13 protein-coding genes and 1 pseudogene are annotated in these 16,762 nt (G+C 65.6%); 8 read left to right on the forward strand and 6 right to left on the reverse strand.

All coding sequences use genetic code 11. The features are described from left to right. Positions 1-84 precede the first annotated feature (84 nt). From ACZXDY_RS23405 to trpB, 4 genes and pseudogenes are all read left to right on the forward strand, one after another. Positions 85-435, forward strand: coding sequence for an integration host factor subunit beta (locus tag ACZXDY_RS23405; protein WP_283807033.1), 351 nt, complete (start codon positions 85-87; stop codon positions 433-435). A gap of 81 nt (positions 436-516) precedes the next feature. After that, positions 517-909, forward strand: a complete 393-nt coding sequence (locus ACZXDY_RS23410) for a LapA family protein (RefSeq protein ID WP_028167306.1) — start codon at positions 517-519, stop codon at positions 907-909. A gap of 59 nt (positions 910-968) precedes the next feature. Continuing rightward, positions 969-1,601 (forward strand): annotated as a pseudogene (locus tag ACZXDY_RS23415) (phosphoribosylanthranilate isomerase); the annotation flags it as partial. Between the two features lie 196 nt (positions 1,602-1,797). Further along, positions 1,798-3,015 (forward strand): tryptophan synthase subunit beta, encoded by a 1,218-nt coding sequence (gene trpB, locus ACZXDY_RS23420; protein WP_028167305.1) that lies wholly within the window; start codon positions 1,798-1,800, stop codon positions 3,013-3,015. A gap of 82 nt (positions 3,016-3,097) precedes the next feature. Here the strand turns inward: trpB and ACZXDY_RS23425 are convergent, their stop codons facing one another. Further along, the gene (locus ACZXDY_RS23425; protein ID WP_464347112.1) at positions 3,098-3,442 is read right to left on the reverse strand and encodes an endonuclease domain-containing protein; all 345 of its coding nucleotides are present in this window, start codon (positions 3,440-3,442) and stop codon (positions 3,098-3,100) included. 72 nt (positions 3,443-3,514) lie between these two features. On the opposite strand from ACZXDY_RS23425, the gene trpA reads away from it, so the two are divergent. The 4 genes from trpA to ACZXDY_RS23445 all read left to right on the forward strand — a co-directional run bounded on the left by trpA (position 3,515) and on the right by ACZXDY_RS23445 (position 7,468). Further along, complete coding sequence (gene trpA / locus ACZXDY_RS23430) at positions 3,515-4,351, forward strand: tryptophan synthase subunit alpha (protein ID WP_464347113.1); 837 nt, start codon at positions 3,515-3,517, stop codon at positions 4,349-4,351. Between the two features lie 92 nt (positions 4,352-4,443). After that, positions 4,444-5,385, forward strand: a complete 942-nt coding sequence (gene accD, locus ACZXDY_RS23435) for an acetyl-CoA carboxylase, carboxyltransferase subunit beta (protein WP_028167302.1) — start codon at positions 4,444-4,446, stop codon at positions 5,383-5,385. Positions 5,386-5,423: 38 nt separating this feature from the next. After that, a complete protein-coding gene (locus ACZXDY_RS23440) occupies positions 5,424-6,725 on the forward strand; it encodes a bifunctional folylpolyglutamate synthase/dihydrofolate synthase (RefSeq protein ID WP_433994547.1) in 1,302 nt (433 codons plus the stop codon). Between the two features lie 2 nt (positions 6,726-6,727). Further along, positions 6,728-7,468 carry a metallophosphoesterase family protein gene (locus ACZXDY_RS23445; RefSeq protein ID WP_464347127.1) on the forward strand — a complete coding sequence of 247 codons (741 nt, stop codon included), beginning with the start codon at positions 6,728-6,730 and terminating at the stop codon, positions 7,466-7,468. An 83-nt stretch (positions 7,469-7,551) separates the two neighbouring features. On the opposite strand, the gene ACZXDY_RS23450 is transcribed toward ACZXDY_RS23445, so the two are convergent. From ACZXDY_RS23450 to ACZXDY_RS23470, 5 genes are all read right to left on the reverse strand, one after another. After that, a complete protein-coding gene (locus ACZXDY_RS23450) occupies positions 7,552-8,583 on the reverse strand; it encodes an ATP-dependent DNA ligase (RefSeq protein WP_464347128.1) in 1,032 nt (343 codons plus the stop codon). A gap of 143 nt (positions 8,584-8,726) precedes the next feature. Further along, positions 8,727-9,047, reverse strand: a complete 321-nt coding sequence (gene trxA, locus ACZXDY_RS23455) for a thioredoxin (protein WP_464347114.1) — start codon at positions 9,045-9,047, stop codon at positions 8,727-8,729. A 65-nt stretch (positions 9,048-9,112) separates the two neighbouring features. Then, positions 9,113-12,637: a double-strand break repair helicase AddA gene (gene addA, locus ACZXDY_RS23460; protein WP_464347115.1), complete on the reverse strand. Its 3,525-nt coding sequence runs from the start codon at positions 12,635-12,637 to the stop codon at positions 9,113-9,115. After that, positions 12,631-15,777, reverse strand: coding sequence for a double-strand break repair protein AddB (addB, locus tag ACZXDY_RS23465; RefSeq protein ID WP_464347116.1), 3,147 nt, complete (start codon positions 15,775-15,777; stop codon positions 12,631-12,633). The genes addA and addB overlap by 7 nt, the downstream gene beginning before the upstream one ends. 193 nt (positions 15,778-15,970) lie before the next feature. After that, positions 15,971-16,693, reverse strand: coding sequence for a nucleotidyltransferase family protein (locus ACZXDY_RS23470; RefSeq protein ID WP_028167296.1), 723 nt, complete (start codon positions 16,691-16,693; stop codon positions 15,971-15,973). Between the last annotated feature and the right edge of the window lie 69 nt (positions 16,694-16,762).

Raw genomic sequence — 16,762 nt, forward strand, 5'->3', positions numbered from 1 at the left:
GTCCCGGGCCATTTGTCACGGCTCTTCATCGGCGCCAAAAGTGATTTAGCGTCTTGACAGTTCAAGGCATTTTCACGGAAATGGATATCCGCAAGGTCCCGGGCCACACTCTCGATGATCAAATCCGAACTTGTTCAGCGTATCGCCGAGCACAACCCGCATCTCTACCAGCGGGATGTCGAGAACATCGTCAATGCGATCCTCGATGAGATCGTGGCTGCGCTGGCGCGCGGCGATCGGGTTGAGCTGCGTGGATTCGGCGCGTTCTCGGTGAAGCATCGTCCGGCGCGGGCCGGCCGCAATCCGCGAACGGGCGCGCATGTGCCGGTCGATCAGAAGAGCGTTCCGTTCTTCAAGACCGGCAAGGAAATGCGCGAGCGCCTGAACCGCGACACCGATGCCAGCGGCGGCAGCTCGCCGGAATCGAGCGCCTGATCTCGCGGAGATCGCTGGCGCATCCGCGTCTCCGGTTGCTATAGATCGGCACGCGATTGTCGGCCGATGCGAGGGATGGTGATGCGAAAGTTCTTCACGACGCTGCTCGTCATCCTGCTTGGCCTGTTCTTCATCATCTTCGCTGTTGCGAACCGTCACCTGGTGACGGTTTCATTCGATCCGTTCAATTCGACCACTCCGACGGTGGCGATAACGCTGCCGTTATTCCTCGTGCTCATTATCGTGGCGATCCTGGGCGTGCTCGCGGGCGGGGTGGCGACCTGGTTCCAGCAGCATCGCTGGCGCCGCGCGGCGCGACAGCATGAGGCTGACGCCCGGCAGGCCCGGGCGGAGCTGGCCGATCTGCGGGCGACCCTGGCCGCAGCCCAAGCCGAACGGCGTCGCCTCACAGCTCCATCAAATGGCGGTTCATCGGGGGTCGTCGGGCGAGACAAGCAGGGCGCGACGTTGTAGAACCCGCCCGTCCGTGCCGGAGCTGCCAGTTTCGGCCGTTGCAGCGCTCCTGAGAGACCATGTCCCTGCTCGTCAAAATCTGCGGCCTGTCTACGCGCGAGACGCTCGACGTCGCGCTCGAGGCCGGTGCCGACATGGTGGGCTTCGTGTTCTTTCCGCCCTCGCCGCGGCATCTCTCGCTCGAGACCGCGCGGGAGCTCGGCCGGCAGGCGAAAGGCCGCGCCGTGAAGGTGGCGCTCACCGTCGATGCGGATGACGCCACGCTCGAAAACATCGTCGAAACGCTGCAGCCCGACATCCTGCAACTGCACGGCAAGGAGACGGTGGCGCGCGTGCGCGACATCAAGCAGAGGCTCGGCCTGCAGGTGATGAAGGTGCTCGCCGTCGAAACGACGGCCGATCTCGCGCCGCTCGGAGGCTATGCCGCCGTCGCCGACCGCATCCTGTTCGACGCCCGCGCCCCGAAGGGCGCGACCCGGCCGGGCGGGCTCGGGGCGGTGTTCGATTGGCACGTGCTGGAACAGCTCGAGCTTGCATTGCCCTTCATGGTCTCAGGCGGGCTCAATGCCGACAATGTCGCTGAGGCCGTCCGTGTCACCCGTGCCGGCGGCGTCGATATTTCGTCCGGCGTCGAACGGTCGCCCGGCATCAAGGATCCCGAGCTGATCCGCGCTTTCATCCGCGCCGCGCGTGGCGTCCCCTCACCTCTCCCCGTTCACGGGGAGAGGTCGGATCGCGTTAGCGATCCGGGTGAGGGGGAGTCTCCGCGATCACAACTGCTAGCGAATTTGCGGCGAGAGCCCCTCACCCCGACCCTCTCCCCGCAAGAGCGGGGCGAGGGAGTAGAGACAGCGCGCCCGCGCGCGCCACAGAAGAATTGATGGTTCGATGAGTCCAGCGCTACCCAACTCTTTCCGCAGCGGTCCCGACGAACGCGGGCATTTCGGCATTTTCGGCGGACGTTTCGTCGCGGAAACGCTGATGCCGCTGATCCTCGACCTCGAAAAAGCCTATGCCGAGGCCAAGGCCGATCCTGCCTTCCAGAAGGAGATGGACGGCCATCTGAAGCACTATGTCGGCCGGCCGTCGCCGCTCTATTTCGCCGAGCGGCTGACCGAGCATCTCGGCGGCGCAAAAATCTATTTCAAGCGCGAGGAGCTCAACCACACCGGCTCGCACAAGGTCAACAATGTGCTTGGCCAGATCATGCTGGCGCGCCGTATGGGCAAGAAGCGTATCATCGCCGAGACCGGCGCCGGCCAGCACGGCGTCGCCACCGCGACGCTGTGCGCGCGGTTCGGGCTCGAATGCGTGGTCTATATGGGCGCGGTCGATGTCGCGCGGCAGCAGCCCAACGTGATCCGCATGGAGATGCTGGGCGCCAAGGTGGTCCCGGTGCAGTCGGGCGCGCGCACCCTGAAGGATGCGATGAACGATGCGCTGCGCGATTGGGTCACCAATGTGCACGACACATTCTACTGCATCGGCACGGTGGCTGGCCCGCATCCCTATCCGATGATGGTGCGCGACTTCCAGTCGATCATCGGCATCGAAACGCGCCAGCAATTGCAGGAGGTCGAGGGCCGCCTGCCGGATTCGCTCGTCGCCTGCATCGGCGGCGGCTCTAATGCGATGGGGCTGTTCCATCCCTTCCTCGACGATCCCTCGGTCGAGATCTTCGGCGTCGAAGCCGCCGGTCACGGACTGACGCAATTGCATGCGGCGTCGATCGCGGGTGGCCGGCCCGGCGTGCTGCATGGCAACCGCACCTATCTGTTGATGGACGAAGACGGCCAGATCCAGGAGGCACATTCGATCTCGGCCGGGTTGGACTATCCCGGCATCGGGCCGGAGCACGCCTGGCTGCACGAGACCGGCCGCGTCAACTATCTCTCGGCGACCGATGAGGAAGCGCTGGAAGCCTTCCAGTTGCTGTCGCGGCTCGAAGGCATCATCCCGGCGCTCGAGCCCGCGCATGCCATCGCCAAGGTAATGGAGCTCGCACCGAAGCGGCCCAGGGATCACCTGATGGTGGTCAACCTCTCCGGCCGCGGCGACAAGGACGTGCCGCAAGTCGGCGACATCTTGAAGGGCCGAAACAAGTGACCTCTCGCCGCCGCTCCCTTTCCGACCTCTCCCCGCAGGGGAGAGGTCGGCTGCGCAGCAGCCGGGTGAGGGGTCTCTCCGCTCACTCGAACCGAAGTGAGGTTTCGATCATCTCAAGCACCCCGTCGAGATTCTCATATACGTCCGTATTCTGGACGCGCACGACGAGGAAGCCGCAGGCTTCGAGAACCTTTGTTCGCGCCTCGTCGTACTTGATCTCTGAGTCCCTGGAATGGGTCGCTCCGTCGACCTCGACGATCAATTTCCCATCGAGCGTGACGAAATCGACGATGTACCGATCGATTGGATGCTGGCGGCGGAATTTCCATCGCGCCAGCTTCCTGTTGCGCAATGCCTGCCAAAGTTTGGCCTCGGCGCTGGTCTGCGACGCGCGGAGGCTTCGTGCTCTTGCCTTGAACCCCTCCATCCCCCTCACCCGGCTGCTGCGCAGCCGACCTCTCCCCGGAGGGGAGAGGTATAGCACAGCGAATGCCGCGCCATGACCACCCGTATCGATGCACGTTTTACCGAGCTCGCGAAGCAGGGCCGCTCCGCTTTTGTCACCTTCGTGATGGCCGGCGATCCCGACCCTGCGACATCGCTCGACATCCTCAAGGCTCTGCCGAATGCCGGCGCCGATATCATCGAGATCGGCATGCCCTTCACCGATCCGATGGCGGATGGGCCGTCGATCCAGGCAGCGGGGCTGCGCGCGCTCAAGGGCGGCATGACGCTGAAGAAGACGCTCGAAATGGTGCGCAGCTTCCGCAAGGATGATAACGCCACGCCGCTGGTGCTGATGGGCTATTACAATCCGATCTACATCTATGGCGTCGACAAGTTCCTCGCCGATGCCAAGGCCGCGGGCGTCGATGGCCTGATCATCGTCGACCTGCCGCCGGAGGAGGACACCGAGCTGTGCCTGCCGGCGATGAAGGCCGGGCTCAATTTCATCCGCCTGGCGACGCCGACCACCGACGACAAGCGCCTGCCGGCGGTGCTCGCGAACACCTCGGGCTTTGTCTATTATGTCTCGATCACTGGCATCACCGGCGCCGCGGCGGCAGACGCCACGGCGGTCGGCGAAGCGGTGGCACGCATCAAGCGGCATACCAAGCTGCCGGTTTGCGTCGGCTTCGGCATCCGTACCCCGGAAGCCGCTCGAGCCATTGCCGAGAGTAGCAGCGGGGCGGTGGTCGGCACCGCGCTGGTCGATGCCCTGCGCGGCAGTCTCGATGCGGAGGGGCGGGCTACCGCCAGGACCGTGCCGGCCGTTGCCGATCTTGCTGCCGCGCTGGCGCAGGGCGTGCGAGGCGCCAAACAAGCGGCCGAATAGGCCGCTACCGTCGTTGCAGGCGGCTTGCCGGGCGTTACCCGGCCCGCCATATATTCAGCCAATGCGGAACCGACCGCATTTCGGAGCGAAGCATGAACTGGCTCACCAATGTCGTCCGGCCGAAAATCCGCAGCATCCTGCGGCGCGAGACGCCGGAGAATCTTTGGATCAAGTGCCCGGATTCCGGGCAGCTCGTGTTCTACAAGGACGTCGAGGCCAACCAGTTCGTCATCCCCGGCTCGAATTACCACATGCGCATGGGCGCGGTGGCGCGGCTGAAGTCGATCTTCGACAACGAGACCTGGTTCGACGTGGCGCTGCCGGACGTAACACCCGATCCGCTGAAGTTCCGCGACGAGCGCAAATATGTCGACCGTATCAAGGATGCGCGGGCCAAGACCAGTCTCAATGACGCGATCAAGGTCGGATACGGCAAGCTCGAGGGCGCGGGCGTCGTGATCGCGGTGCAGGATTTCGACTTCATGGGCGGCTCGCTCGGCATGGCTGCCGGGGAGGCGATGGTGCGCGGGCTCGAGCTCGCGGTCGAGAAGAAGTCGCCCTTCATCGTGTTCGCCGCCTCGGGCGGCGCGCGGATGCAGGAAGGCATTCTGTCGCTGATGCAGATGCCGCGGACGACCGTGGGCGTGCAGATGTTGCGCGAAGCCAAGCAGCCCTACATCGTCGTACTGACCAATCCGACCACCGGCGGCGTCACCGCCTCCTATGCGATGCTGGGAGACGTGCATATCGCCGAGCCCGGCGCGCTGATCGGCTTTGCCGGCGCGCGCGTGATCGAGCAGACTATCCGCGAGAAACTGCCGGACGGATTCCAGCGCGCCGAATATCTGCGCGACCACGGCATGGTCGACATGGTCGTGCATCGCCACGACATGCGCGCGACGCTGGCACGGCTGTGCCGCCTGCTCACCAAATCGCCGGCGCTGCAGGTGCCCTCGAAACCTGCGCCGGAGGTCACGGCACCCACCCAGATCGTCTCGGCACCGGAAACCGTGCCGGCAGCGCCGCACGCGTGAGCGTACCGCCCGCCCAGCCATCGCCGCCGCTCGGCGAGCTGGTTGCGCGCCTGTCGGCGCTGCATCCGAAGACGATCGATCTCAGCCTCGATCGCATGCACGCCCTGCTCGCGCGGCTCGATCATCCCGAGCGCAAGCTGCCGCCGGTGATCCATGTTGCCGGCACCAACGGCAAGGGCTCCACGATCGCTTATTTGCGTGCGATCCTGGAAGCAGCCGGCTTGCGTGTGCATGTCTTCACCTCGCCCTATCTGGTGCGGCTGAATGAGTGCTATCGGCTCGGCCGCGTCGGTGGCGGCGTGCTTGTTAGCGATGATGAATTGCGCGCGGTGCTCGAGCATTGCGAACGGGTCAATGACGGCCAGCCGATCACGATCTTCGAGATCGAGACCGCGGCGGCGTTCTGCCTGTTCGCCCAGCATGCGGCCGACGTCACGCTGCTGGAGGTCGGTCTCGGCGGCAGGCTGGATTCGACCAATGTGGTCGAGACGCCGCTTGCCTCCGTCATCGCGCCGATCAGCATGGATCACACCGAATTCCTCGGCGACACACTGACCGCGATCGCAGGCGAGAAGGCCGCGATCATCAAGCGCGGCGTGCCGGTGATCTGTGCCGAGCAGTCGCCTGATGCGATGACCGTCGTCGAGGCTCAGGCGGCGCGCCGACGGGCCCCACTGCACGTGGCCGGACAGCAATGGCATGTCGGGGTCGAGCGCGGCCGGCTGGTCTATCAGGATGACCGCGGCCTGATGGATCTGGCAGCGCCAAAACTGTTCGGCCGTCACCAGTTCGACAATGCGGGGCTTGCGATCGCGACGCTGCGTGCGATCGATGCGTTCAAGATCGGGATCGCTTCGTTCGAGGCCGGCATCGTCAATGCCGAGTGGCCGGCGCGAATGCAGCGGCTGGCGTCGGGTGCGCTGGTCAATCTGGCGCCGCCGGGCTCCGAGATCTGGCTCGATGGCGGACACAATGCCGAAGGCGGTCGCGTGGCGGCCACTGCGGTCGGCGATCTCGAAGAGCGCGTGTCGCGTCCGCTGGTGGTGATCGCCGGCATGATGGCGAACAAGGATGCATCCGGCTTCCTGGCCAATTTCGCCGGTCTGACGCGCCACATCATCGCGGTCGAGATTCCGGGCCGTGCGGGCGCGATGCCGCCGGACCGGCTGGCGGATGCGGCGCGCGCGTTCGGCATGCGCGTCGAGATCGCAGCGAGCGTGGAGGCCGCGCTGCATGCGCTTTCGCAGCTTGCTTACGAGGTGCCGCCGCGCATCCTGATCACCGGCTCGCTCTATCTCGCCGGCCATGTGCTCGACGTGAACGGCACGCCGCCGACATGACGCTGCGCTTTGCCGCCATCGCCGACGTGCACGGCAACTATCTGGCGCTGGAAGCTGTGGTTGCTGATATCCGCGCGCAGGGGATTGCCGAGATCGTCAATCTCGGCGACATGGCGAGCGGTCCGCTGGACGCGCGGCGGACGATGGACACGCTGATGGCGCTCGGTGCCGTTCACGTACTTGGCAATCACGATCGCTATCTCATCGATCGGCCGCCGGAGAAGATGGGTTCGTGGGACCGGCCGGCGTACGCGCAACTCGATCAAAGCCATCTCGACTGGCTGCGTACCGTGCCGCCGACACGGGTGTTCCGTGATCAGGTCTTTCTCTGCCATGCGACGCCTGCCGACGATGAAGTCTATTGGCTGGAGACAGTGCTGCCTGATGGCACGGTGCGGATGGCATCACTGGAGACGATCGAGCAAGCAGCCGGCGGCATCAGCCAGCCGCTCATCCTCTGCGGCCACAGCCATCTCGCGCGTGCGGTGCGGCTTCGTGACGGCCGCCTGATCGTCAATCCTGGCAGCGTCGGTTCTCCTGGCTATCGCGACGTCCATCCGTACAAGCATGTCGTGGAGGCGGGCACGCCCGACGCGCGCTACGCGATCCTGGAATTAGCCGACGGTGCCTGGCGGGTGACGTTCCGCCATGTGCCCTACGATCACGACGCCATGGCCGCGCTGGCGCGCGAGAATGGCCAGTTGGAACTGGCATCGGCGCTGGCGACCGGGTGGATCCGCTAGCACGATGCCGTAGCCCGGATGGAGCGGAGCGTAGTCCGGGGAAAGTCTGTCCACGTGCGGAAAGCCCCGGATTACGCTCCGCTTCATCCGGGCTGCGATTCCTGCGCCTTCAACAGCCTCATCGGATCGACGGCCTTCTGCTTCAGCTGCTCGAAGGTGCATTGCCGCGGTGCCTTGTCCGGGCGCCAGCGCAGGATCGAGGTGCCGTGGCGAAAGCGCTCGCCGCTGAAATGATCGTAGCAGACCTCGATCACCAGTTTCGGCTTCAGCGGACACCATTGCGCGGAGCGTTCGGTCGACCAGCGGCTCGGGCCACCAGGCGCATTCCCGGTGAAGCCGGGCTTTGCGATCAGCGTCTCCAGCTTTGACGTCAACGCCGGCTTCTCCTCGCGCTTGATCGCGGAGGTGAAGCCGACATGGTGCAACAGGCCGTCATCGTCATAGAGGCCGAGCAGGAGCGAGCCGACGACGTTCCGGCCGTCGATCTTGTTGGTCGAGTAGCGAAAGCCGCCGACGACGCAATCGGCGCTGCGGAATTTCTTGATCTTCTGCATGCCCTCGCGCTTGCCCGCCTGATAGGGCAGCTCGATGCGCTTGGCGATCACGCCGTCGAAGCCGCCGCCCGATTGCTTCAGCCACTTCACAGCCGTGGCGTAGCTTGTGGTGACGGGCGATAGCCGAAATGTTGGAGTGGACTTGAAGTGCGCTTTGGCGAAGGTTTCGAGCGTTGGGCGTCGTTGGCTCAACGGCTCGGCGGAAAGCTTCTTCTCTGTGGCCGTCGCGAGCAGGTCGAAGGCGATGAACAGCGCCGGCGTTTCGTGCGCCAGCTTCTTGATGCGGCTGGCAGCGGGATGAATCCGCTGCAGCAGATCGTCGAACGAGAACGTCTTGCCATGCGGCACGACAATTTCGCCGTCGAGCAGGAACGAAGTCGCCTTCAACTCGAGCGCTGCGGCGATCAGCTCCGGAAAATAGCGGCCGAGATCTTCCCCGGACTTCGAGCGCAGGTCGACCTTCGCACCCTGGCGCGCGAGCAGGCAGCGGAAGCCATCCCATTTCGGCTCATATTGCCATTCGTCCCCGCGCGGGATCGCATCGACCGAACGGGCCTCCATCGCGACCAGCGCGGCGGAATCGGAAGCGATCTTTCGACGGGGAGACGGCACGGGCGAGGACCTTCAAACGCAACACACGCCCCCTCAACGCAAACGGCCGACTATCCGCCGGCCGTTGTCGAAAATTATTCTAAGGAGACGGATCAGACCGCAGCGGAAATCCACTGCTGCAGCTTCGCCTTCGGCGCCGCGCCGACCTGGCGCGAGGCCATCTCGCCGCCCTTGAAAATCATCAGGGTCGGGATCGACATCACGCCATATTTAGAAGCCGTCTTCGGGCTCTCGTCGACGTTGAGCTTCACGATCTTGACCTTGTCGCCCATCGAACCCGCGATCTCGTCCAGCGCGGGCGCGATCATGCGGCAGGGGCCGCACCATTCGGCCCAGAAATCGACCACGACAGGCCCGGTCGCGTTGAGCACTTCGGCATCGAAATTGGCGTCAGAAACCTTGCCAACGGCCATGGGGTACCTCGTTCGGTTGGAAGAAAAGGGCGCGACTGAGTCGCGCCCGGGATCGTACAACAAACCTATGAACGCACCCCTGCCGGGTCAAGCTCAGTCACGCCAGCATGATGGGATGCCAGCTCCCTGTCCAGCGCGGAGACGGAAATCTCCATCATTTCAGTACTTTCGGTCCAGAGCAGGGCGGCGCGGACGGGACGGCCGGGATAAAGCTTGCGCAGCACGGCCCGGTAGAGCGCGAGCTGCCGGATATAGCCCCGCGGCGCCTCGGCCGCAGTTTTCGGCGGGGCGTGGTTGGTCTTGAAGTCGACGATCAAAATTTCGTCCGGCGTCACCACCAGCCGGTCGATCTGACCGGATACCAGCGCCGGCGATCGCCCGGGCTGGTCCAGCCGGCCGACGATGGACACTTCCGCTCGGCTTCCGGCCGCGAACACCGCGGCAAAACGCGGATCGGCGATCAAGGCCAGCACGCTTTCGGCCAGCGCCGTGCGCTCCTCGGCGGTCCAATCCTCGGCATTGCGTTCGAGATAGGACAGCGCCGCACCGCGTCGGCGCTCGGGTGCGATGTCCGGCAGCGACTGCAACAGCCGGTGCACCAGCGTGCCGCGCTGGATGGCGCGGGCACGCAGCACGAGCTGCTCGCCGCTGCGGACGCGGCGGCTGTCGTCGCTGGGGTCGGATGGCCGCAGCCGGCTGTCGGCGGCGAGCTCAGTCGGCGCCGGCCGCTGCAGCCAGGACGGCAGTTCGATCGGCTGCGGCGCCCCCGACACCGCGACGCCGGTCGTCGCATCGGCATCATCGGGCCGGAAATAACGCTTCACCAGGCCCGCCGGGGTCTCGATCTCCTGCAAGCTGAGGTCGGAATTGGCGAGGCCCTTGTCGATCAGGTCATACCAGGAGGAAGTCCGGACCTTCTTCATATTGCCGGGCAGGCAGCCGCCAACGATCAATCGATCTGCAGCCCGGGTCATCGCGACGTAGAGCAGGCGGCGATATTCGTCTTCCGTCTCCTCCAGCATCGCCTCGCGTGCCTTGGCGACGGGACCGGGATCTTCGGCCTTGCGGCCGGCCCAGACCACGACGCCGGGCCCGTGCGGCGCGCTGTTGCCCTGTGGCAGATGGATCAGCCGCAGCCGTTGCGTGTCCGCGGGCGAGGTGGTGGTGTCCACCAGGAACACGACGGAGGCTTCCAGCCCCTTGGCGCCGTGCACGGTCATCACGCGCACCTCGTCGCGCGAAATCTCCATGTCGCGCTTCACCTCGGTGTCGGCGGCACGCAGCCAGGCCACGAAGCCCTGCAGCGAGCTGGGTGCCTTGCGCTCATAGGCCAGCGCAAGCTCAAGGAATTCGTCGAGCGCATCATTGGCCTCATGGCCGAGGCGACGCAGGATGCGCGCCCGCCCGCCTTCGCCGCCAAGCAGCCAGGCATAAAAGGCGAACGGCGTAGAGTCCGCAAAGCGCCGCTCGCATCGTTCGAGCCGTTTCAGCGCGGCCGCGAGGCGCTCATCGGTCGCCGCATGCAGCGCCAGCGCGTGGCGCAGCGATCTCTTGCGCTCCCAGGCCAGCTTGAACAGATCGTCGTCGTCGAGGCCGAACAGCGGGCTCTTCAGTGCGACCGCCAGTGCCAGATCGTCCTGCGGCAGCAGCAGCGCGTCCGCGAGGTTCATCAAATCGATGATCGCGATGTGCTCGGTCAATTTCAGCCGGTCGGCTCCGGCGACCGGGATATTGGCGTGTTTCAGCGCCTGGATCACGGCGTCGAACGCGTTGCCGCGTCTTCGCACCAGCACCAGCACATCGCCGTAGGTGAGCGGCCGGCGATTGCCGCGGCTGCCGGTCATGGTGCGGCTTTCCACCAGCCGCCTGATCTCGGCCTGGATGCGCTTCGCAAGCTTCACTTCGGGGCTGGTGACGGAGACGCCGTCGAACGGCGCGCGCCAGCCCTCGATGTCCTGCCTGTCGTCGGCTTCCGCGAGCTCCCAGAGTTCGATCATGCTGGGACCGGCGTCGGCGAGCGCATTGTGGAGCGGATAGCCGTTCTCGACCGCATGGATGCTGCGATAGATCTCCTGCTCACGGAACACGTGGTCGACCGATTGCAGGATCGCGGGTCCCGAACGGAACGAATAGGTGAAGGAAACGGGATCGAATTTCAGCCCGGCATCCTCGAACTTCTTCTTCAGCTCCCGGCGGCGCAGATCGAATTCATGCGGGGCCGCGCCCTGGAACGAGAAAATCGACTGCTTCTCGTCGCCGACCGCGAACACGGTGCGGACCACACCGTCGCGCGCGCCGGCGCCGGAGGTGAATTCGGAAATGATGTGCGCGACGATGTCCCATTGCTTGGGACTGGTATCCTGCGCCTCGTCGATCAGGACATGATCGACGCCGCGGTCGAGCTTGTAGTGCACCCAACCCGAGGAGACGCGGTCGAGCATCTCGAGCGTCTTGTCGATGAGGTCGTCATAGTCGAGCAGCCCGCGCTCCAGCTTTTCGCGGCGGTAGTTCGCGGCCGCCGCAGTCGCGATATGCAGCAGCGCCTCGGTGCGGTCGCGGATCGTTACGGCGCGGCGGCGCTCGATCAGCGGATGGATGCGCTGGCTTTCTGCTTCGAACAGCCGACCGATGGCGGGATTGTTGTCGAAGAATTTCTTCGTCACCACGGACTTGCGCGGCGTGCGGTCGGCGTCGGTAAGGAAGACGCCAAGATAGGCATCGACCTGCGCGCTGCCGGTGAAGACCAGCGCCTCACGCAGGCGTGACGCCTGATCCTGGTCGGACTTGTTGCCGGTGTCGAGGACGAGCGCAATGTCCTCCCAGCGCGCGCGTGGCAGATAGGGACCATCCAGGATCGCGCGCTCGACGTCCTCGATCGAATCATCAGCGGCGACGCCAAGTGCTGCCGACATCTGGCCGGCGGCGGCCACCGCGCTGCCCGCGGCATCGGTCCAGGCCATGAAATGATCGCGGCTGAGGCAGGCTTCGCGCACCACGTCCTTGAAGGTGACGTCGGCCGCGCTCGCCATCGCCACCATCAACGCACGCCCCGTGGCGCTGTCGGGATTGCGCGAGGCTTCCAGCAGCACCGCGAGATTGGCGCGCTCCATCATCTCGTTCTGGTCGCGCTCGTCGAGCACGGCGAACCGCGCCGGCACATTGGCCTCGAACGGGAACTGCTGCAGCAGGCGGGTGCATAGCGCATGGATGGTCTGCACCTTCAGCCCGCCCGGCGTCTCCAGCGCGCAGGCGAACAGCTTTCGCGCTTCCCGTCGGAGCCTCACATTGGGATGGGCAATGCCGGCTTCGCGGATCGCCGCGTCCAGCGCCGTATCGTCGAGGGTGACCCAATGGCCGAGCGTGGAGAACACCCGCTCGGCCATGTTGGCCGCGGCCGCCTTGGTGAAGGTGATGCAGAGGATCTTTTCCGGCGGCGTGCCCTCCAGCAACAGCCGGATCACGCGCTGCACCAGTACATGGGTCTTGCCTGAACCGGCGTTGGCGGACACGAACGCGGACGCCTTGGGATCGGACGCGCGCGCCTGCGTGGCGCGCACCGCGTCGGGAATGGGGCGCGGCGCTTTCACCATTCCTCTACTCCCAGGCCGCCGGCCGCGGACCACTCCTTTATGCGGGCGAGATCGTCATAGGTGCCGTAGCGGTTGGCCCACATCGAGAGATTCAGCGAGGTGTAGGCCTGGTTCTCGTCCTCGAACTGGCGGATCAGTTTTTCCAGCTCCTTCCGCGCGTGGTCGGCGGCATCGTCGGGCGATTGCGGCGTATCGCCCGGCCTGATTTTCAGTTCCAATGTTCGTTGCTCGCCCGGCGGGTTGTTGCCGCTGAGCCTGACATAGGTGAGCTCGCCGACAGACGCGGCAGCGGGAATGCCCTCAAAGCCGCCCTCGCGCAGGATCGCGGCTTCCAGCGTGAGCTGCGGCGACAGTCCCATGCGTACCTGCTTGCCTGTCGGCGGCTGTCCGGTCTTGTAGTCGAGGATGGCGAACGAGCCATCGCCGCGGCGCTCGATCCGGTCGGCGCGCGCCGAAAGTGTAAAGGTGCGCGCATTGTCGAGGGGGATGCCGATCTCGCCACGGATCTCGGCATTGATCGCCGCGATAGCGCCGCGCCGCGCGGTCTCCCATTCGGCAAACCATGCCGCGATGCGCTGGAAGCGCGGCCACCACAGCGCCCGCGCTTCCGGCCGTTCCATCAGCGGCGCAAAATGCTTGCCACCGATCTCACGCAGGGCGCGCAGCGGATCGTCCGGCAGCGCATCGGCGAAGGCTTGCGTGAATTCGCCGAGCGCAGCGTGGATTGCCGAGCCACGATCGGCCGCCGACAGCGGCATGTCGACGGGATCGAGCGGGTCGAGCCGCAGGATATATCTTGCGTAGATCGTGTAGGGATCGCGCAGCCAGTCCTCGATCGCGGTCACCGACATCTTGAGCGGCCTTGTCGCAAGCGGCGGCTTCGGCGCGGGCTGCGCGATCGGCTCGACCTTGTCCGGCCGGTCGAGCTCGGCGGCGTATTGAACGTATGTCTCGCCCAGTGCTTTCGCGGCTTTCCAGCGCGCCTCGCCGGCGACCGCTTCCAGCCGATGCAGGAAGCGCGAGGCCACCGCCGGCGCGCCGCCGACCTTGGCCGAGTGGGTGAGGATCACATCGTCAGTGCCGAGCAGTTGCGCAAAGTCGTGGGCGGAAAGGCCGATACGCCGTTCCGGCAGGTCGAGACCGAGCTCGTGCCGCATCGGCCGGCTGAGCCAGGGATCGATCCGCGGCGCCGGCGGCCAGACGCCTTCGACGAGCCCGCCAAGGATCACGCGATCGGTCTCCGTCAGTCGCGCTTCGAGCTGGCCGAAGATGTGCAGTTGCGCGCGCGGCGATTCCGGGCGACGCACCATGCGGTCGGCAAACGCAGTCTGAAAGACGTCGGGATAATCGGAGAGCGGGACCATCACGCCGCTTAGTTTCTTGGCGCCCACGAGATCATCGAATGCGGATGCGAGCACGGAACCGGCCTGCTCTTCGAAGGCGACGGCGATGCCGTGCTGATCGCAGGACAACGCAGTGAGAGCCTCGCGATGACGGAGCGCCAACTCGGCAAAATCGTACGGCTTGGATGCGCTGAGACTTTCAAGCGGTGCAAGCGCGGCCCTCAGCTTTGATATCAGCGACTGCGCCTGGTCGAGCTCGACGTCGCGGAGCCGGGTCCGTTGTTCGAGGGCATGAAGCGATGAGGTCTCGCCGCGGCGCAGCTTGGCGAGTTCGCTGCGGAAGCGTTCGAAGTCGCGGGCAAGGCCTTCGCTGCCGGCTTGCGGCCGCGTGCCGCGCAAGAGCGCCAGCTCCAAGACTTCGGTCGCGCGAAGGTAGGCGCCCGGCGCGGCGCCGAGCCGGAACAGCGGATGTTTCAAGAGCGCGAGCAGCGTCGGTGGCTCCAATCCCTTGGTCGCGGCTTCCGCGGTGAGGCGGGCGAAAATGCCCGATGGTGTGTCCATCAGCGCTTCACCGCCGGAATCGTCGAATTCGAGATTCCAGCGCGTCAGTGCCGCCATCACCCGCCGCGCCAAGGCGCGGTCCGGCGTGACCAGTGCGGCGGATTTATTGAGATGCCTCGCCTCGCGCATGGCAATGGCGATGGCGAGCGCTTCCATCTCCGGATTCGGCGCCTCCACCACGGCGATGCCGTTCGTGCCGGCGGAAATCTTCTCGGCGATCTCGGGCTGCTCCAGCCGGTCGTGCCATTGCGCCGTGGCACTGGACGGCCGCATCGTTTCCGACAGCAGCACCTCGCGCCCGTGTGGTGCCGGCTCGCCCAGAATCTCCACCTCATCACGCTTGATGCCGAAACGCTCGAGCAGCGCGTGCATGGCGAATTGCGGATGGTTCGATGCGGGCGGCGTGGTGAATTTGCCCTTGGCATCGCGCATGCCGCCGATCGTCTCCCAGGACTCTTCATCAAGATCGGTATCGAGCCCGGGCAGCACGACCGCGCCGTGCGGCAGCTTGGCTACCGCGTGGAGAAACTTGGCGGTCGTCGGCATCGAACCGGTCGAGCCCGCCGCGATCACGGGACCATCGGATTGTGCGGTCAGTCGCGCGGTTTCGGCCGAGATCAAGAGGTCGCGCCGCGCCGCCGGCTCGATACGGCCGACCTCGGCGAGATAGGCTGGCCAAGCCACGCGCGCGATCCGCAGGAAATCCAGCGAATGCTGCCAATATTGGTCAAGCTGATCGGGCACCAGCCTGTCGAGCGCGCTCCACTCGACGCCGCGCGTCACCATGTCGTCCATCAGCCGCGCGAGATCGCCGGCGAGCTGCAGCGTCGATGCGGGGCCGCCGACCACCTGCGGCGCGGTCACCGGGCTCTTGGCCCAGGCCGCGACCAGCCTCGCCAATGTCAGCCGCCGCTCGAGCTCGCCAAGCTTGGGCGGAATCTCCAGCGGCGCTGCGCCGCTGAATTGTTCCGCCTCTTCCGCGAAAGCGAGTTCATCCTCGTCGATGTCGCCAAGCGCAATGATGCGCGGCAGCACAGCGGCATCCGTGTCCAGGACATCGAGGAAGATCTCCCGCGCAAGCCGGCCTGCGCGCCGGGTCGGCAGATAGAGCGTCGCGTCAGCCAGCCGTTCGGGATTGCCGCGCGCGTCGAATCCCCTGACCAGGCGACCGTCAACCAGCGCGGCGATGACGGTACGCAGGAACGGGACGGAGAGGGGGACGCTGAAAACGCGCATGAGGAGCCTGATTCGGGGTCAGGCGCCAATATAGGGGGCGATTTCCACGCGGTCGAACCACCCGTTCATCGGTCATCACCCGCGAAGGCGGGTGATCCAGTATTCCACAGACGCCAGTGAATAAGTCGAGAGGCTGCGGCGTACTGGATGCCCCGCCTGCGCGGGGCATGACGATTGCTGGGGTTGGCTTAGCCTACGCCACGCTTTCCAAAAATGCTTCTTCCGCGGCTTGCACGGCGTCGGGGGTTCCGACATGCATCCAGACACCGTCGAGTCTGAGGCCGAACAGCCGTTCCTGCTCGTTGGCACGGTCAAAAAGCCTGGTCAGCGAGAACTCGCCCGCGGGGGCGTCCGCAAAGATCGACGGCGACATGATGGCGGCGCCGGCATAGACGAACGGCACCACCTGCTGTTCCCGCCGCTTGCGCAAGGCGCCGTCCGGCAGCATGGAATAGTCGCCGCGGCCGCCATAGCCGATGCTGCTCGCGGTTGGCGCCATCAGCAGCAGAATATCCATTTTCGCAGGATCGAAGGTCTCCGCGAGCCGCGCCAGGTTCGGCCGCACGCCATCGATCCACATGGTGTCGGAGTTGACGTGGAAGAACGGCTCACGCCCGAGCAGCGGCAACGCCTTCACCACCGCGCCGCCAGTGCCCAGCACCTTGTCTCGCTCGTCCGAGATGATCACGCGCGGCTGCTTCCGCGTCTTGACGTGCTCGATGATCTGGTCGGGCAGATAGTGCACATTGACCACGGCCTCGCTCACGCCGGCAGCGGCAAGCTTGTCCAGGACATGATCGAGCAGCGGCTGCCCCGCCACGCTCACCAGCGGCTTCGGCATATGGTCGGTCAAAGGCCGCATGCGCAGGCCGAGACCAGCGGCGAGGACCATGGCTCTACGGGGGGTGACGGACATTCTTCCGGGCTCTCGAACCGTTCAAATCGTGACGCGCGCTATCCTATCACGCCGATTTGGGGCGCGCAT

It is taken from the genome of Bradyrhizobium sp. LeoB3 (assembly GCF_055456055.1).